Origin of the sequence: Chitinophaga oryzae (genome assembly GCF_012516375.2) — a bacterium.
Taxonomy (GTDB): domain Bacteria; phylum Bacteroidota; class Bacteroidia; order Chitinophagales; family Chitinophagaceae; genus Chitinophaga; species Chitinophaga oryzae.
On record NZ_CP051204.2, the window covers coordinates 5717799 to 5737111 of the forward strand.

At 54.1% G+C, this 19313-nt stretch carries 11 protein-coding genes; 2 read left to right on the top strand and 9 right to left on the bottom strand.

Annotated features, from left to right (window positions below; genetic code table 11):
* Positions 1-17: 17 nt before the first annotated feature.
* The 7 genes from HF324_RS22520 to HF324_RS22550 form a co-directional block, all read right to left on the bottom strand.
* Complete coding sequence (locus tag HF324_RS22520; protein ID WP_168860883.1) at positions 18-2321, bottom strand: aminotransferase class III-fold pyridoxal phosphate-dependent enzyme; 2304 nt, start codon at positions 2319-2321, stop codon at positions 18-20.
* Positions 2322-2331: 10 nt separating this feature from the next.
* Positions 2332-4275, bottom strand: coding sequence for an MGH1-like glycoside hydrolase domain-containing protein (locus HF324_RS22525; RefSeq protein WP_168860884.1), 1944 nt, complete (start codon positions 4273-4275; stop codon positions 2332-2334).
* On the bottom strand, positions 4268-7378 hold the full coding sequence (locus tag HF324_RS22530; protein ID WP_168860885.1) for a glycoside hydrolase family 2 TIM barrel-domain containing protein: 3111 nt from the start codon (positions 7376-7378) through the stop codon (positions 4268-4270). The genes HF324_RS22525 and HF324_RS22530 overlap by 8 nt, the downstream gene beginning before the upstream one ends.
* Positions 7379-7453: 75 nt before the next feature.
* Positions 7454-8977 carry a RagB/SusD family nutrient uptake outer membrane protein gene (locus tag HF324_RS22535; RefSeq protein ID WP_168804644.1) on the bottom strand — a complete coding sequence of 508 codons (1524 nt, stop codon included), beginning with the start codon at positions 8975-8977 and terminating at the stop codon, positions 7454-7456.
* Positions 8978-8987: 10 nt separating this feature from the next.
* Positions 8988-12368: a TonB-dependent receptor gene (locus tag HF324_RS22540; RefSeq protein ID WP_168860886.1), complete on the bottom strand. Its 3381-nt coding sequence runs from the start codon at positions 12366-12368 to the stop codon at positions 8988-8990.
* A gap of 35 nt (positions 12369-12403) precedes the next feature.
* Entirely contained in the window at positions 12404-13414 is a 1011-nt protein-coding gene (locus HF324_RS22545; RefSeq protein ID WP_168860887.1) for a FecR family protein, read from the bottom strand.
* Between the two features lie 53 nt (positions 13415-13467).
* A complete protein-coding gene (locus HF324_RS22550; RefSeq protein WP_168804647.1) occupies positions 13468-14109 on the bottom strand; it encodes an RNA polymerase sigma factor in 642 nt (213 codons plus the stop codon).
* 191 nt (positions 14110-14300) lie between these two features.
* Here HF324_RS22550 and HF324_RS22555 point away from each other — a divergent pair, with 191 nt between their 5' ends.
* Both HF324_RS22555 and HF324_RS22560 read left to right on the top strand, forming a co-directional pair.
* Positions 14301-15920: a M28 family metallopeptidase gene (locus tag HF324_RS22555; RefSeq protein ID WP_258539178.1), complete on the top strand. Its 1620-nt coding sequence runs from the start codon at positions 14301-14303 to the stop codon at positions 15918-15920.
* Positions 15921-15938: 18 nt separating this feature from the next.
* A complete protein-coding gene (locus HF324_RS22560; protein WP_168804648.1) occupies positions 15939-16727 on the top strand; it encodes a M90 family metallopeptidase in 789 nt (262 codons plus the stop codon).
* A 3-nt stretch (positions 16728-16730) separates the two neighbouring features.
* Here the strand turns inward: HF324_RS22560 and HF324_RS22565 are convergent, their stop codons facing one another.
* Together HF324_RS22565 and HF324_RS22570 are read right to left on the bottom strand one after the other, a co-directional pair.
* Positions 16731-18362 (bottom strand): porin family protein, encoded by a 1632-nt coding sequence (locus HF324_RS22565; RefSeq protein WP_168860888.1) that lies wholly within the window; start codon positions 18360-18362, stop codon positions 16731-16733.
* Positions 18316-19308, bottom strand: coding sequence for a FecR family protein (locus tag HF324_RS22570; protein ID WP_168860889.1), 993 nt, complete (start codon positions 19306-19308; stop codon positions 18316-18318). The genes HF324_RS22565 and HF324_RS22570 overlap by 47 nt, the downstream gene beginning before the upstream one ends.
* Positions 19309-19313: the final 5 nt, after the last annotated feature.

Here is a 19313-nt window from a genome sequence, read left to right on the forward strand (position 1 = left end):
GCAACAAATATAAGGAATCAGAGGGAAGACAAAACCTCGTCCAGGTGCGCCAGCAAAGCATCGGTATTCGCCTTGTTGAACACCATCGGCGGCTTTATCTTCAGCACATTGTGCAACGGACCGTCTGTGCTCAGCAGGAAACCGCGTTGTTTCATGGCTTCCACCACCACATCTATCTCCGGCACGGCCGGTTCCAGCGTATTACGATCGCGCACCAGCTCCGCCCCGATGAAGAAGCCATGCCCGCGCACGTCTCCGATGATAGCGTGTTTTTCTTTCAGCCGGCGCAAGCCTTCCATGAAGTAGTTGCCGGTCACCCGTGCATGCTCCTGCAGGCCTTCTTCCCGGATCACGTTCAGCACCGCCAGCCCTGTGGCCATCGATACGGGGTTGCCGCCGAACGTGTTGAAGTATTCCATGCCATTGTTGAACGCATCTGCGATAGCGCGGGTCGTTACTACGGCTGCCAGCGGATGCCCGTTGCCGATCGGCTTCCCGAGCACCACGATATCCGGCGTCACTTCCTGCAGCTCGAAGCCCCAGAAGGCATCGCCCACACGGCCGAAGCCTACCTGCACTTCGTCGGCGATACATACGCCGCCGGCAGCTCTTACCGCAGCATACACCGCTTTCAGGTAACCCGGGGGCAGCGGTATCTGTCCGCCTACGCCCAGCAGCGTTTCGCAGATATAAGCAGCCACGCCTCTGCCCTGCTCCTTCAGGCCTTCAATAATTTTGGATACATCAGCTGCATATTTTTCTCCTGCCTGCGGATCGTCTGCCCGGTAAGGGCCGCGGTACATATCAGGATTGAGCGCCTTATGGGTATGCTCCGGTTTACCGAAACCGCCTTTCCCGTCAAACTTGTACGGGCTCAGCTCCATGGCGACGGTGGAAGTACCGTGATAGGCGTGGTCCAGCACGATCACATCTTTCTGTTGTGTATAATGGCGGCTCATACGGATAGCCAGGTCATTGGCTTCCGAGCCGGAGTTGGTAAAGTAACACACTTCCAGGGAAGGCGGCAGCGTAGCGATCAGCTGATTGGCGTAATCCACCAGGTGGTCGTGCAGGTAGCGGGTATTGGTATTGAGCCGCGCGGCCTGCTGCTGCAGGGCTTTCACCACCACAGGGTGGCAGTGTCCTACATGACAGGGATTGTTGACGCAGTCGATAAACGTACGGCCTTTATCATCGTAGAGGTATTGCAGCGCGCCGCGTACGATCTTCAGCGGCTCCTTATAGCTGATGCTCAGGTTACGGCCGATGTGCGCCCTGCGTTCGGCGAGCAGCGGCGTATAGTCTGCAGCGTTATCGATCACCGGCGGGAAGCCACAGGCGGTACGGAAAGCCTGCTGCATGGCGAGCGGGTTGATGGTGATCAGGTGGAAGAGCAGCTTCCAGGCGCCATTTTCGGTAATGAAATGAAACTCGTTGTCGCTGCCTGCCGCCGCTTTCTCCGCCGAGGTAGTCACGCTGATGCATAAACGTGCGGCAACCAGGTAGTACAGCAGGTCAGTTTCTTCCTGTGTCAGCGGATAGGCTTCATGGTATCCTTTTACTACGGCCACAGCAGCTTCCATAGGATCGGCGGCTTCCAGCATGGCGTAGGTACAGGCAATGGCCACATTGTTGACCAGCTGCGTGTACACCATATCGCCGAAGTCTATCAGGCCGCTCACGAGATCGTCCTGCACCAGTATATTATAGTCGTTGGCGTCGTTGTGAATATAAGCTTTGCGCAACCGGTGCCACAGCGGCAGCACTTCTGTTTCAAACTGCAACAGGAAATAGGCTGCCAGGCGCTTCTTTTCCGGGTCTTTGATGCAGGGCAGCTGATCGCGGGCATCGAGCGCATGGGCGAGGTCCCAGCGGATTTCGCGGTGCATGGCCGGGTGGGAGAAGTTCTCCAGCGCCTTGTCCATTTTCCCAAGGAAGCTACCCCAGGAAGTATACAGATCGCGTGTGCCCTTTACCGTTACTACGGGCTGTCCTTCCAGCCAGGTGTACAAACGGAGGTAATACAATTCTTCCGGCATGGCCAGGCGGGTCACCGGTTCATCATTCAGGTTACGTACTACCTGCTGAAAGCGGCCTTTGGTAGCGCCCTGGGCCAGGTGTTCCAGTATGCGGACCTGCGCGTCGAGGAAAGCAGGATGCTGGGACTCGCCGGCGATCTTGCAGATCCATGCATTGCCCTGTTCATCTTTCACATAAAAATTGGCTTCATCATAGCCTTCCAGTTCTTTCGCAGTAACGGTAAGACCGTAATGCTCATTCAACAGCTTCACCACCCCGGTGGCAGAAAAAGTATAAAACATAGCGTCTGTATTAAAATTTATCGGACAGCAGCAACAGCACATGAGCGGCTGTCCAGCTGAAATTCACCGCGTTCAGGCCTTTGCCGGTCAGCGGATGATAGTTTTCGCGCAGCGGCTGATCATCTCTCATACCGGCCGCATGTTGCCAGAGTTTATTGACCAGCGTTCTGGCGGCAGCCTGCTGTTTGTATTGCTGCAGGCCTTTCACGCCGAAATAAAACTGGTCTATCCATACCGGCCCGCGCCAGTAACCCCGTTGGGGGTCAAAAGCCTTTTCGCTGGCGTCCAGCACCGGCAGGGGCACTAAAGTATTAAAAACAGTGGTATCCAGCATGTACTGCGCCATCTTTTTTACACGCGATGCCGGCGCAATGCCCGCCCACAGCGCCACCCAGGCTTCTGCTCCTTTCACGCGGACCAGCTCACCGGTCAGCTTCCGGTCATAATAATAACCACTGGCGGTATCGAAGAACAGTTGGTTGATCTGCCGGTCCAGGATAGCCGCTTCTTTGCGCAGCGCGCCTGCCGCCGGTTGACCGATAACGGCCGCTATCTGTGCGAGTATAGTTTTTTCTTTGGACAGATAGACGTTCAGGTCGACTGACTCCTGATCGAGCGACCAGGCGCCGGGGCCGTTATGCAGCATCTTTGCCTTGTCGAAGCGTACGGCGTTGTCCATACCGCTTTCCCATGCTGCAGCGATGCGGGTGCCGTCCGTAGAGCCGAACTCACAGAGGCCGTTGCGGTCGTGGTCCCGCTCGGCGTACCACCAGCGGTGGTAGCGGTCCAGTGCGGGATACATCTCCCGGAGGAAAGCGGTGTCCCGGGTGGCCGCAAATATTTCCCATACCGCCCAGGCAGCCAGTGGCGGCTTGGTGTCGCGGAAATTGTTTTCGGTACTGTCGGCATACACACAGTCGGGCACCATACCGGAAGCTGTCTGATAATCAAACATAGAACGGATATTGTCCTTCGCCAGCGACGGCGCAAAATTTACCAGTCCCACGGCCTGCTTCCAGCTGTCCCATGACCAGAAGCCGTAGAAGCCCTGGTAGGAAGCGGACGGAAATACACCGTCATGGCGCAGATGCCCCGCAGCGCTGCGCCAATTGGTGAGCAGCGTGATCATGCTCTTCACCGCCAGCCGGCTGCGGAAACGGTCTTTTTCTGTGAAAGGCATGCGGCGGAACAGCTGTTGTAAATAACCGTTCCAGCGTTGTTCGTTTTTTTGCAGCACGATATCAAACTCCCGCTCCGGTGCGACCACCATATGCCCGTCAGGCCAGAAACCCTGTGTTTGCAGGTCTTCAAGCTCGCCCCCGGCTGGGATGGATACCTCTCTTGCCGCCGTGTAACCGTCAGCAGTTGTTTGTATGTCCCATGGAGCCTGGGCACACCAGTGCAGGCGAAAAACATGTTTAGTACCGGTAACGCCTACACGTACATTATTACCCTCCCGGGAAAATTGCGCTCTTTTCAGCAACGCAGCGCCTTCCCATTGCAACCGTAACTGTAGTGGTTGCGCGCCATTGTTACGAATAACGGTCTGTATCACGGTTTCACGGCTACTGCTAAAAACCAGCTGCATCCGCACCGCTATCTGACCGGAGTAGAAACCAAGTTGCAACAAGCCGGGATAATAATGCGTGGCAGTGGTGTCCTGTTGCAGGGGCAGCTCCCGGCCATCGGCATATAAGTGAAGCTGTGCGATAGCTTTAGACAGCCACTCCCCTTTCATGTCCATCAGCAGCGGACCGGTGAAACCGGTAGCGGTGCCGGGTACGGGCAACGCGTAAGCATGCCACGCGCCGTTGTCCGAAAAAAAAGAGGTAGCAATGCGGTTCGTATCTTTTACTTCATAACGGACGTCCAGTACATCCGGAAAATGGTTCCGTTGTGCGCTGACCGTTTGTTGCGTCAGCAACAAGGCCAGCAGCCATTTCATTTTATTCATATCTCTCTTTCGCCTTTTCAGCAGGTTCGTCACCCGACCGCAAAGGTCTTAATGTAAACTGATATTGATAAGGTTTATACACCAGCGTGTAAGGCGCATGGGGCTTGGCGCCCCAGCTGTTGTCGCCACCGAGGCCGGCCTGCTGGTAGTCGATATTCCACCAGATCAGCGGGTCGTTGTTCATAGAGCCGCCATGCACATTGTGCTTGCGGTTGAAATTGAGCCGGTCCCGGTCAAAATGCAGCACGCCGGTATTCAGCAGGGAATCGGTGCGCACCATCCATCCGTTGCCCGAAGCGGAGCGCAGTGTCATCCAGTGTACATCGGAGCGGTAGCCGCTTTCCTGTGCACGGGGATAAGGATGGAACAGCGAGTCGGCCGGCAGCGTGTATACGTCTACGTCTGCTGCGTACTTACGGTCCTGGTAGTTATCGAACGGACCGCGGCCCAGCCAGGTCACTTTGTCCAGCGCAGGATTAAGCACCATACGCATGCCCATGCGGGGCAGCTCGGGCATCATCCTGTCTCCCGGCTGGAAATGGACGTTCACTTTAATGTCACCGTTGGCAAAAATCGTATAGTCAATGTCGTAGATCGCATTCACCAGCGGCAGTGCATGTTTTGCGTGCACCTGCACCTGCTGCCTGTCTTCCCGTACGATACTGGCGGCAAGCAGTTGTGTGCTGTCGCCGGCATGTTGCCATACTGCACAGCGCACCTGCTGACTGTTGCCGATGTCATTATCAGTGGGGGCGCGCCAGAAATCGGGCTTTAACGGCTTTTGCATATAAGCGGCGCCGTTGGTGGCAAACTGCTCCAGCCAGCCATTTTTAATAGTCGCTGTAAATGCTGTATTACCGATCTCCCAGCCACCGGCGGTTTGTTTTACCTGTAAGGCGTCGCCGGCGACGGTCTGCGTTTTCACGGGCGTAAACCAGGGCAGCTCGAACTGATCAGCGGCCAGTGTAAAACCAGCGGGCAGCAGACCGTCTGCGTTCTTCAGCGTGGCCTTCAGATGCAGGAAATAACGAACGCCGGGCTGCGGCTTTACCACCGGCAGGCCTATACGCAGCGTGTCCTGTTGGTGTGGCAGCAGTAACCGGTGCGGCAGGGCAGCCGAAGCGATCACTTTCCCATCTCCCTTCAGTTCCCAGGTAAGGTTCATATTTTCAAGCCGGTGAAAGTCATACCGGTTGGTGATCTGCAGGAGGTCGGCAGACAGACCGATGGTGGCAAACTGTACGGGCTGGTATACTTTCTTCACTTCATATGCCTGCGGATGCGGTGAGCGGTCGGCAGCCAGCATACCATCGGCACAAAAGCTGGTATCGCTCGTGGCGCCTACGGTGCCCATATCGGCGCCATAAGCCCAGATAGCCCTTCCCAGGGAATCATGTTGCAGGAAAGTCTGATCGGAGAAATCCCAGATAAAACCGCCCTGTAACTGCTCGTATTTGTTGATCAGCTCCCAGTCGTCGCGGAGGTTGCCACCGCTGTTGCCCATCATGTGCGCGTATTCGCACTGGACCAGCGGCCTGTCGCGGTATTCTTTTACGTAGTCCTGCATCCAGGCGACGGATTTATACATGGGCGCCACAATATCCGTCCATGGCGTGTTACGGGCAGGCTCGTACTGCACCGGGCGGGTATTATCGCGTTGTTTGGTCCATTTGTAGGTGCTGATGAAATTATCGCCAAAGTCACTTTCGTTGCCTAAGGACCAGGTGATGATGCTGCAATGGTTTTTATCCCGCTCCACCATACGGCGGGTGCGATCCAGGTAGGCGGCTTTCCATTCAGGCTTATCAGACAGTGTCTTCAGCGGGTGCATGCTCATGCCATCGCATTCAATATTAGCTTCATCCACAACATAGAGGCCGTACCGGTCGCAGAGCGCGTACCACTCTTCCCGGTTGGGATAGTGACTGGCGCGCACAGCGTTGATGTTGTACTGCTTCATGGCAAGGATATCTTTCAGCATGCCCTCGCAGTCCACTACTTTGGCGGAACGCATATCATGCTCGTGGCGGTTCACCCCTTTGATGGTAATGGGCGCCCCGTTGACCATCAGCAGGCCTCTTTTGATTTCCACGGAGCGGAAACCGATCGCGTGGGTAAAGCTTTCTATCGGGCGGCCCTGTTTATCTTCCAGCGTAACGATCAGCTGATACAGGTTAGGACGTTCCGCATCCCATGGTTTCACGCCGGGCACCAGCTGCTGCAACTGCAGCAGGCTGTCGCGGCCGATGGGCATCACTTTGGAAAAAACAGGCGCACCGTTGTCCTGTAAGGTTACACGGATACGTTTATCCTTGTCCGTTGCAGCCGGAACTTTATTAAGCGCCAGGTCCAGTTGCAGGGACCCATCCTTGTAGTTATTGACCAGTAACGGTCTGGCGAAAAAGTCGTAAACAGATAAGGGAGCGCGGGCCACCAGGTAAACGCTGCGTTCTATGCCGCTGAGCTTCCACATGTCCTGTCCTTCGAGATAAGAACCATCACTGAAGCGGAATACCTGCATGGCCACGGAATTGTTGCCTGGCTGCACCCAAGCGGTGACGTCAAATTCGGCAGGCGTCTTACTGTCCTTGCTGAATCCGGCATACTTACCGTTCACCCACACATATACAAATGCATTGGCGGCGCCGATATGCAGGATGGTTTGTTTGCCTTTCCAGGTGGCAGGCAGCCGGAAGTCGCGGCGATAGGAGCCGACAGGGTTCTGTTCTTTTGGAACAAACGGCGGGTTGGGCGTGAAGGGGTACTCCACGTCCGTAAAAATATAAGGGGCATAACCTTCCGTCTGCCAGTTGGCCGGCACGCGGATGGTTTTCCAGTTCGTTACATCATAAGCGGGTTGTTCAAATCCCTGTGGACGGACAGCGGGATTGGCTGCGAGGTGGAATTTCCATGTACCGTCCAGTGACAGCCTGAAAGGCGAGCTGTCTCCCTTCAGGGCCGAAGCGGCGTCGGGAAAGGGAATAAAATGCGCGTGCGGGAACAAAGTGTGTTCAGAAGGCTTCTGCGGGTTCTCCCAGTCATTGGACTGCGCCAGCAAGGTAGCCGGTAAACACAGCAAAGCAAGTAAAGCAGTTTTCATCATGGTACCGTGATATAAAACCACCGGCGGCTGCGAGGCCGCCAGTGGGATCGTTTAACCGTTATGGATCCTAAATTATTATTGGGCCAGTGGGTTATTGAGCGTCTCTTTCAGCGGCAGCGGGTAATAGCTTTTATCTGCGGTGAAAGGTCGGCCGGCGTCCTGCATCTGCTGTGTCAGCAGGCCCCATCGGCGAAGGTCATAAAAACGGCTGCTTTCCAGGGTGAATTCCATCACCCTTTCATGCATCAGTTGTTTGAAGATATCGGCCTTGTTAGTCAGGTTCAGTGGCGGCATAGCAGAGCGGGCGCGCACCTCGTTAATCTCCGCCATGGCGGTAGCCGGTACGCCCAGTTCGTTCTGCACTTCGGCGTACAGCAGTTTTACGTCTGCATAGCGGATGATGGGCATATTGATCGCATTGGCGTTTCCCAGCTTGTCGAGGCTGGCCGGCAGCCATTTACGGAAAGCGATGGTATTGTTTTCGAATACTTCGTTGTACGTATAGCCGTATACGCGGGGATTGGCGGCATCGTTAAAATAGTCATCCTTAAAGAAGACGGTGTTATACACACGATGGTCGTACAGGCCGTCGGTGGCCACTTTCCCTTCTTTCAGCATTTCCGTCAGCAGTCGTGGTACGCCATAAATTTCACCGTAACCTCCCAGTTCGGAAGCGGCCATCCAGTCGCTGAGATAGGATTTGAAATAGGCGCCGTTAGACTCGTCCATGGTCTGCTGCAGTTCAAACACGGATTCAGCGGTGTTGCTGGTGGTACCGTTGAACATGGACAGGTAGTTGGACACGAGGCTGTACTGTTTGGAGTCGATCACTTTTTTCAGCCAGGCGGAGGCTTCAGTGAAATAAGCGGTGGCCTTGCCTTTGTCTTCGCCGGCGCGGTAGATGAGCACTTTGCCGAGGTAGGCCTGGGCAGCGCCTTTGGTAGCGCGGCCCAGCTCTGTGCCCGGCCTTTCGCTGCGCAGCGGCAGATCGGGTTCTGCCGCTTTCAGGTCGGAGATGATCATATCCCATACCTCGGGACGGGGGGAGGGCGCTTTCGGCAGATCAGCTTCGCCATTGGGCACTTTATCGCGGATGATCACCTTTTCGAAATTGGTGACCAGCTTAAAATAATAGTACGCACGGAGGAAGCGGGCTTCCGCGAGGATCATTTTTTTGCTGGCGGCGTCGATCTGTTTGTCTGTCATCATGCTCACGTTCTCCAGTACCTGGTTGGTGAAGTTGATGCCGCGGTAGTTATCTCTCCAGAGCAGGTCGATGGCGTAGTTACCGGAGTTATAGCTGTAGTTGAAGATCTCCGTCCACCAGCTGTAGTTGTAGGCGTCCGCGCCTGGCTCCACAAAATCTTCCCGGTAGTATTCGCGGCAGGAACGGGCTTCCACGAAGTTGTCCCAGCCGGCGAAGCTCTCGATCCTGGAATAGGCCGCGGCCAGCCCGGTGAGGGCGCGGTCGCGGGACGTCCAGAAGTTATCCGATGTCAGCTTGTCGGGCGAAGCCTGTTCAAGCAGCTCTTTTTTACAGCTGGTATTCAACACCATGGCTGCGGATAATAAGGATATATATAACAAAGATTTTTTCATAACCATTTTTTTAGAATTCCAGCTGTGCCCCAGCCATCAATACTTTGTTTTGCGGATACATCAGGCGGTCCAGGCCACTATTGAGGATGTCTGTACGGCCGATTTCAGGATCGGGCCCGGAGTATTTGGTGAACGTGAGAATGTTCTGTGCGCTTACGTAGAGGCGTAACCGTGTAACTTTCACCTGTTGCAGGAGCTGCGGGGAGAAGGCATAACCGAGGGTTATGTTTTTCAGGCGCAGGTAGCTGCCGCTTTCGAGGAAGCGGGTGGATTCCCGGTTGTTGGCGTTGGGATCGCCCAGTACGGCGCGGGGTACGTCGGTGTTGGTATTTGCCGGCGTCCAGGCGTTAAGGGTGCTCACGTCGAAGTTACGGCCGGCATCCATGCCCTGCAGTTCATATTTGTTACCGTTGTAGATTTTGTTACCGCCCACGCCCTGCCAGAACAGTTGCAGGTCGAAACCTTTCCACCCTGCGGTCATGTTCAGGCCATATTCTATTTTAGGGAAGGAGCTGCCTTTGTAGGTTTTGTCCGCGTCATTGATCACGCCGTCGCCGTTGCTGTCTTTGAAGCGTACGTCACCCGGTTTGGCATCCGGCTGCAGCAGTTCGCCTTTGCTGTTTTTATAGGCAGCTACTTCGGCGGCTGACTGGAAGAGGCCATCGGCCTCGTACAGGTAGAAGGCGCCTACTTCGGTACCTACCTGTGTGGTATTCGGAACAGGGCCGGTGCCGTATTTCAGGCCGGTGCCATACAGCTTCTGGCCGTCGTTAGCGAGTGCCAGCACTTTATTTTTCACCTGGCTAACGGTACCGGTTACACTATAGCTCCAGTCGCCGTGTTTATCTGCCCAGGTCATCTCCAGCTCCCAGCCGCTGTTTTTGAAGCGGCCTACGTTGAGGATGGGGTTATTGAGACCATTGCTGGGCGCCAGCTCTCTTCTGATCAATACATCGGAGGTGACGTTGTTGAAATAGTTAAATGAACCGTTCAGTTTATTGAAGACAGCGAAGTCGAAACCGGCGTTGCGGCTGGTATTGGTTTCCCAGCGCAGGTCTTTGTTGCGCAGTTCCCAGGCAGCGCCGCCGGGCCATGCGGTGCCTCCACCGCCCTGTACGGAGCCACCGCCCCACAGGTTGTTGATTAAGATCAGTTGCTGATGGTCATAGGCGTTCAGCACTTCTTCGTTGCCCAGCTGACCGTAGCTGGCACGCAGTTTCAGCATATTCAGCCAGGTAATGCCCTGCATGAATGGTTCGCTCTGAATGTTCCAGCCTACAGATACAGACGGGAAAGTGCCATAGCGGCGGTTCACCCCGAACTTGGAAGATCCGTCGCGGCGAACAGCCAGTTGCAGCAGGTACTTACCGTCATACGCATAGTTGACGCGGCCCAGCCAGGAGAGGCGGTTTGTCTGCCAGCGGGTACCGGTGGCGTTGAAAGTGCCGCCTTTGGCGCCGTCCATGGTATTGAACAGCGGATCGAGGAAGCCGCCGGGCACCACGTCAGAAACGATCTGGCCATCTTTCACGGAGTAGATGGTCGTTTTACCATCGGCGGTAGTCAATACGTTGTTGTAGGTTTTTTCCAGGGCGGTATAGCCGGCCAGCAGGTTCAGGCTGTGTTTACCGAAGCTGCGGTCGTAGTACAACAGGTTTTCCATCAGGCGTTGACGTTCGTTGCCGCGGTTGTCCTGCAGCTGTGCAAAAGGCACCTGCGGGTCGTTGGCATTGGCGCGGTACGGCGGGTGGTAGCTGTAGGTGAAGTAGTTGCTGTTAGCCAGGCTCAGGTTGGTCACGAATTTCATGCCTCTCAGCAGTTCGAGCGACAGGCGTGCGTTTCCGTTGAAGTACTGGATTTTATTGCTGTTATCGTTGTAGAAGTTCACACCCACCGGGTTTTCGAACTTCGGCAGCTGGTTGATCTGCAACGCATAGCCATATTTTTCTTTGTCATCGTATACCGGTAACAGCGGCGACTGGAAGTAGGCGTCTTTTACGCTGTAGGGCACGTCGCGGCGGTCTGTTTCCGCATATACGAGGTTAGCTTCCACGGTGAGGCGTCCTTTCTTGTATTCGTTGCGGGAGCGGATGGATTTCTTCTTAAAGTTGGAGCCCAGGAAGGTACCTTTTTCGTTGGTGATGTTACCGCTGAGGCCATAGGTAAAGTATTCGCTGCCGCCGGTGAGATTGAGGCTGTAGTTTTCGCTGTTGCCCTGTTGCAGTATTTCATCCTGCCAGTCGGTATTAGCGGTGATGCCTGCTTTCAGGTAAGCGGGCCTCCTGGTGCTGGCCGGTGCGGGCTCGTACATCATGGTATGTACTTTCAGGTAGCCTTCCGCATCGAGCAGGTGCTGTTTGCCGGTAGGGTTCACGATGCTGTACCAGGTGTTGAACTCAATTTTCGGCGCCCCCTTTTTGCCTTTTTTGGTGGTGATCAGGATGACACCGTTGGCGGCTACTGAACCGTAGATAGAGGCAGCAGCACCGTCTTTCAGTACTTCTATGGAAGCAATATCGTTGTTGTTGAGGTAATAGGGGTCTGCGGGGCTGCCGTCCACGATAAACAGTGGCTGGTGGGAACCGAAGGTACTGATACCGCGCAGGCGGATATCGGCCATGGCGCCCGGGGCGCCGCCGGTGTTGGTAACGGTAAGGCCTGCCACTCTGCCCTGCAGGGCGTTCACGGGGTTATTGCTGGCCACATTGGAGATTTCATTTCCTTTTACGGAGGTGATGGCGCTGCTCACATTTCTTTTGCTCTGCGTGCCGTAGCCCACGACCACCACCTGGTCCAGCACTTTGGTAGAAGCGGCAAGGGTAACGGTCAGCGGTCCGTTTCCGTTGACTGTTACCTCTTGTGTTTCGTAGCCGATGAAGGATACTTCCAGTACCGCACCTGGTTGCAGGTCGGTGAACCGGAAGCTGCCTTTCACGTCCGTGAGCATACCGCGCGGTGTGCCTTTTACCCGTACGCTTACGCCGGGCAGGGCTTCACCGTTATTAGACTTCACGATGCCTTCCACCACTTTCTCCTGTGCCGGTTGCACGGCGGTCAGCGCGGAAGTGGCCGGCGCCGCTTTCACCAGGATAATGTCTTCCGTCATCCTGAACTGCAGCGACGTGGCATGGCTGATTTCCTGGAGTAAACTTTCTACTGTCCTTTCTTTTTTATCGATGGTTACAGGTTTCAATTTTTCCAGATCATCAAGATTATACGAGAATTTCAGGCGGGTGTTTTTCTCGAGGTACTGTATCACGTTGAGCACCTTTGTCTGCCTGAATCCCACGTCAATCTTATCTTTCAGTCCTTCTGCTATTTGCGCCCAACTTAGCAAAAGGGATGATAGGAGCATGGCACAGCATGCCCTTAGAAGGGATGTCTTCTTCATAACGCATTTTGGTTGTTTAAATGTACCTGTGTGGACTATTTACTGATTGGTTGCACAAATAAAGTGTCGTTTTTTGTTACAGGCTCCAGTCCGTTGACAAAGCAAACTGCTGCCAGCACTTCATTCAGCGGTTTGTTGTTGAATACGCCGTTAAAGCGGATAGGTTTGTTTTTACGCGTGATTACTTTTATATTGATACCATACCAATACCCCAGTGTGGACGCTATCTCTTCGGGAGAAGCATTATGAAAGACGAGGCGTCCGCTGCGCCAGGCTTTTTCCCTTTCGGGATCGAAATTGTTTTTTACAAAGCGGGCATGCGCTTTACCGGTCGTCAGCTGTTCTCCGGGCACTAATTCAGCCACCGCTGTTTCCTGCGCCACCCGTACTTTTCCTTCGACGAGGGTTACGGCCGCATGTTGATCGTACGCATATGCGCGTAATTTAAAAGCCGTTCCCAGCGCCTGTACGCGGAGGTTTCCGGTGCTCACCACAAAAGGTTTCCCTTCTGCTTTGGCCACTTCAAACAGGGCCTCACCTTCGAGGACGAGGTTGCGTTGTTTTTCGTTGAAACTGGCCGGTACTCTCAGTGTACTGTGTGCGTTCAGGATTACCAGGCTGCCATCTGCCAGCATTACCTGGCGGCGCACGCTGTCGCCTGCTTTTAAAAGCGTGTAGGACTCATTGGCAACGGCAGGAGCGACGGTACGATGACTGTTCAGCCACCACGCGGCAGCGGCCAGCGGCAATACTGCAGCGGCGGCGATGCGGGCTATCCGCTTCCAGGAGATTTTTTTGACCGGCGTATCGGCTACCGCGAGCGCGGCCTTCAGTTTACCGAATTCGGCTTCCTTTTCTTCCGGCGTAATGCGCAGGCCCAGCCGAAACAACCATTCCCGAGCTTTGGCAGCTTCTTCCTGTTTATGCGGGTACCGTTCCAGCCAGTCTTCCCAGAACTGCACGTCTGTATCGTTGCTGCGGAGGCAGTAACGCACAAATGAGTCATTTAATATAAAGTCTTCCGCCTTATACTGCTGTAAGTCCATACCAGGCATTTAACTATAAAGAGGGGGGTATCTTTCTTTTTTTACCAAAGAAATCAGGAAAAATTTTCGAGATCGAGCAAAAGCAGCAGCAGCGCGATAAAAGTGGCATCGTTATAGACTTCCCGGATACGGACAAGGGCGTTGTGGATGGTATTATAGATGGTCCGGGGCGTGGCTGCGGTTTTAACCGCTATTTCTTCTATACTCAGGTCTTCGTAAAAACGCATCCTGATAAATTCTTTCTGGCGGCTGGTGAGCAGCGACAACATCTTTTCCAGCTTCTGTTTTACCAGGCTGTCGGTTTCCTGGCGTATCAGCACGGTTTCGTAAGGCTGTTCCTCGGGTTCCGGAAACAGCTGGCTATCGGCCAGCACAGCGCCTTTCTGGCTTTTGGTCAGCAGTTTGTACAGTTTCCTTTTAAAGCAGATAAACAAGTACCCCTGGATATTCTCAGGCATACCAAGCTGGTGGCGCTTGCGCCAGATATCTACAAAAATATCGTTGATAGCTTCTTTTACCATGCCTTTGTCCAGCACTACTGATATACCATAGTGGTAGAAATTATCGTAGAGGTCATGGTAAATTTTATACAGTCCCTGTTCATTGTCCTGCTGCATTTCATACCAGAAGCCGGCGTAATCCTTTTCACCGTACCGGCCTGTGCTGGATTCGGTTGAGCGATGTGCATTGAGCATACAGCTGAGCATTTTGGTTGGCCCGTGGGGAGCGATTGTTGTTCTGATTTCTGGCGGCAAATTAAGGGTTTAGATTGAAACAACCGCTTCTTTTATTGTGAACGACTTGTAAATCCGCTCCCCGCTTTTCGTATTTCTAATTTCGTTATTTTTATCATGAATGGTTTTTGTTTATTATCAATTATCTTATTTTGAAAGCACCCATCCTCTTTAGCATGGCCGCCTCCCTGCTGTGGCAGGGCGTTCAGGCCCAGGACTCGTCCGCCATCAGGGCTATCAATGCCAACAGCTTCGCCAGACATATACAGGTACTTGCCTCCGATGCCTTTGAAGGCCGCAAGCCTTTCACCCGCGGCGAAGACAGCGCCATCCACTACCTGGCGGCACAGTTCAAAGCGCTGGGACTGAAGCCCGGCAACGGCAACAGTTATTTCCAGGAAGTGCCCATGGTCTCCATCGGCTCCAAACCCGCCGGCAACCTGGTGGTCAAAGGCGCCAACGGCGAGGTGTCCTTACAATACCTCGACGATTATGTGGCAGGCACCCGCCGCGTACAGGAACAGGTCAGCATCAGCAATTCGGAACTGGTGTTTGCCGGTTACGGTATCGTAGCGCCGGAGTACGGGCATAACGACTACGCCGGCCTGGATGTGAAAGGTAAAACCGTCATCGTGATGATCAACGATCCCGGCTTTGCCGACAACACCCTTTTTAAGGGCCGGACCATGACCTACTACGGCCGGTGGACGTATAAATTCGAAGAAGCATCGCGGCAGGGCGCCGCCGGGGTGATCATCATCCATGAAACAGCCGCCGCCAGCTACCCCTGGAAAGTAGTGCGCAGCGGATGGTCCAACTCCAAACTGCACCTGCAGACGGCAGACAATAATATGTCGAGGACCGCCCTGGAAGGCTGGATCACCCAGGACGCCGCCAGGAAGATCTTCCAGCTGGCCGGCATCTCCCCCGATATCATGGAGAAAGCAAAGCAAAAAGATTTTAAACCGGTAGACCTGCACCTGCAAACATCGCTGGTGATCAACAATACCATCAAAAAATCCACCTCCCATAATGTGCTGGCCATCCTGCCAGGCAGCAAAAGACCCGATGAATGCGTGGTGTTTTCAGCCCACTGGGACCATTTCGGTATAGGAGAAACGGTGAAAGGCGACTCTATCTATAACGGTGCCGTAGACAACGCCACCGGCACCGCAGGCCTGCTGGAACTGGCCACCGCCTTCACCCGCCTCAAACAAAAGCCGGCCCGCTCGGTACTGTTCCTCTCCGTTACCGGCGAAGAACAAGGCCTGCTCGGCTCGGAATACTATGCCAGCCACCCGGTCTTCAAGTCTGAAAAAACAGTGGCAGACATCAACCTGGACGTGCTCAACACCTTTGGCCGCACCAAAGACGTGACCGTGATCGGCATGGGACAGTCCGAACTGGATGAATATGCCCAACGGGCGGCGGCCAAACAGGGACGCGTGACCGTTCCGGAAGCCAATCCGGAAGGCGGCTGGTTTTTCCGCTCAGATCACTTTAACTTTGCCAAAAAGGGTATCCCCGGTTTATACCTGGGCCCAGGAAACGATATCTTAGGCAAAGCTCCCGGCTCCGGCAAAGAAAAAACTGCAGAGTATAACCGTTTACGTTACCACTCCCCCGCTGATGAGTTTAACCCTGATACCTGGGTGATGGACGGCATGGTAGAAGATGTACGCCTCATGTTCGACGTTGGCTATGCCCTTAGCAACGAAAGCACTTTCCCGCAATGGAAACAAGGCTCTGAGTTCAAGGCGTACCGGAAATAAACTATAACACCCGGTAACATGATCATGGTATTATTCGGATTAATAATGATAGGGCTTATCCTGTTCTTGTACCTCAAGAACCAGGTCAACCGCCACCAGCTTAAAAAAACAGCAGTTCCCGATACTTACCGGGAACTGCTGCAATCACATGTACGCTACTACCAGCAACTCACGGAAGCGGACAAAAACCGCTTTGAGCAACAGGTACAGCGTTTCCTGAAAAGGACCCATATCGAAGGCGTAGGTACGGATGTAGAAGCGCTCGACCGCGTGCTGGTAGCAGCCAGCGCCATCATCCCCATCTTCGGATTCAAAAACTGGGAATATTTTAATCTCACCAATGTGATCCTCTACCCGGACACCTTTGATGAATCGTACCAGTATGAAGGCAACCGCCGGAATATCCTGGGCATGGTAGGCAGCGGAGCGCTCAACGGGCAGATGATCCTCTCCCGCTCCGCGCTGCGCGAAGGTTTCTCCAACACCACCGACAAAAGCAATACCGCCATCCACGAGTTTGTGCACCTGCTGGACAAAGCCGACGGCTCTGTAGACGGACTGCCTACCAAATTACTGGAACACAGCTACAGCATTCCGTGGCTCAAACTGGTACATCAAACCATCCAGGAAATGGCGGAAGGCCGCACAGATATTAATCCCTACGGCGCTACCAACCAGGCAGAATTTTTCGCCGTGATTTCTGAGTATTTTTTTGAAAGACCCGACCTGCTGTCTGAAAAACATCCGGAACTGTATAAAATGCTGACGCATATCTTCCAGCAGGACCCGGCCAAAACCGTTGCCTGATTTTTACTGCGCCTTCCGGAAATGCAGCCGGTAAATAATGCTCACCTGTACGCCCAGCCACATTTTCCGGTTATCCACAGCATCCGGGCTGAAAGTATCGCTGATGGTATATAACGGTTTGAAGTAACGTACATCTTTGAGGGCAACTTCTTCCTCGCGTCCCAGCGAAGCGGGATGGTCCATCGTATAATATTCCGACCGCAGGATGTTCAGCGATATACCTGCCTGCACTCCCAAATGATCGTTGAGCCGCCGCTCCCCGATAAGTGCCAGCTTCTGCCACTGCATCCGGATTTCTTTCTTTACAAAGTCGGTAGAATCATACTCAAATTGCATTTTCCCTATGGTCGCCTGCAGGTGCAGCCGCCAGTTCTCTCCCGGCGGAACGGAGATACCGGCGCCATACCGCAGCCCTGATGTATTACGGCCGGTACCCCACGAGGCTATGGCATACAGGAAGGGCATGCCCGCCTGCAACTGCCCGTTGACAATAAAAGATTCTTCCATGGAAACACCAGCGCCCACAAAAGGAATGAGGCCCGGCCGCGGCCCGTCACCGTTGTTACGGATACCGCCCGCAGATGAACGGTGAAACCAGCTGGACAGGAAAAAGGAGCGCTCCCTGGTACCGCCGGATTTTTGCAGGCGCGTCACCTTGCCCGTACCTCCCGCCTGGCCTGAAGCAGCCATTTCAGGGAAGTTCGTTGTTTTCTGCTGAGGATTGTTGGCAGCGGGCTGTTTCCGTATAGCCTCCGCCGTGAGTGGCGGAACAGGATCTTCTTTTTTCACGGTCGTATCCGGCGGCGTATGTGTTCCAATGCCGGGCAATTCAATATTTCCTATCCCCCATCTCTTCCTTTCTTTTTTCCCTTCGGGCGATGATTTTCGCAGCGATAAATTTAACAGGCCGGTATCTTTCCGGTGCGGCAGCGTATCTCTTTTTTTCCCGGAAGTAACATATAGGGAATCCTGTCTGAAAGGTAGTGTATCGCGCTTTATCCCGGCAGTTACATATGGGGAATCCAGTCTGAAAGGCAACGTATCCCGCTTAATGCCGGCAGTGGTAGTATCTGCGATGTCCCGTATTACGACAGCTGTATCGGTAGCAGGAAGGTGAAACTGGACGGCAGAATCCACGACCGGTTTTGTTACGGTAATCGCCTTGGTCATTGCCAGAGGCGTCTTCACCACCGTTTTCCCGGCGGCTACCGGCTTCCGTACAGATGCTTTCATCCTGGCAACGGAAGAGGTATGTACCTTGGCCGCGGCCACATGTTTCACCGGTAGCGCATCTACGAAAATAACATGACCGCCCAGCAATTTGTAGCTGATGCCGGTCTGCTTTTGGATATCGTCCAGTAAAACGCCCAGCGGTTGTATTTTCTGACGTATGCGGATCAGGCGCGAAGGAGAGAATTTACGGGTATTCAGGGAGAAACGGGTACCTGTTTGTTGTCCCACCGCTTTTAGCAGCTTATCCAGCGGTATCTCCCCTGCAGGGATGATAATATTTTTCTGAAGGTTAACAGCAGCTAACTGGCCGTAACTATATAAGACTCCCGAAAGCAATAAGACGGCCAACAGCCATCTACCCACCACAGCCGGCGCCGTTGATGAAGACCTCTTCTTTTTCAAATCTGCATGTAACATTCAATGTAACGGATATAACCTCGAAAATGTATTCTATCGGTTTGTTGTCAAATGAGCTGCTCATCGTACAATCTTCCAGCGCTTTATTTTCAAATACCACCCGGATACCGTAAGCTTTTTCCAGTTGCGCGGTAATCTCTTTCAGGGTGATGTTGTCGAAATTAAACACCCGCGTGGCATACCCGAGCTGATTGCTGTTAAACGCGCCGGCAGTGAGCCCCAGCTCTTTACGGGCTATGTGATATACGCCTTCCTGCCCGGCTTTCACCTGTATGCTGCTGTCGCCCTCCGACATGCGCACGGCGCCGGTTTTCACCATCACCGCAATCGCCGTATCCGACTGCCGAACATTAAAGGAAGTGCCCAGTACCTCGATGCGGACATCACCCACTGCAACAATAAACGGTTTATGCGGCTGCGAAGTTACATCAAACCACGCCTCTCCGGATAATTTAACCCAACGGGCCGTATCCCGGAAACCTTCAGCGTATTGTAAAGCAGAATGGCTGTTGAGCACCACGGTCGACCGGTCCGGCAGCGTGTCCCGCCGGATGGCCTCGCCGGTTTGTTTCGATACGATCGCCGGCGCTTCCCTTTCGTTCCCGGAACGGAGCATGAAAAACAGGATAGCCGCCACACCTGCCAGCAGTACAAGTCCTGCGGCAATACGGCTTAGCGGCAGCATCTTCCGGACAACCGGCCGGCCGGTCATCTTGGCCTTCAGCTCCTGCAAAGCCGCGGCTTTATCGGGCAACCGGTAACGTTGTTGCAGCGCCGCATCGTCCCATACCGCCGCCACCTGGTCGTACAGCTTCCGGTGGTCGCGGTGTTCCCTGATCCAGTCATCCACGGCCATCGCCTCCTCAGGGGTGGCTTCCCCGGAAAAATATCTTCCTAATAACTCATATGGCAGGTTTTCAGCAGTGCTCATGATCT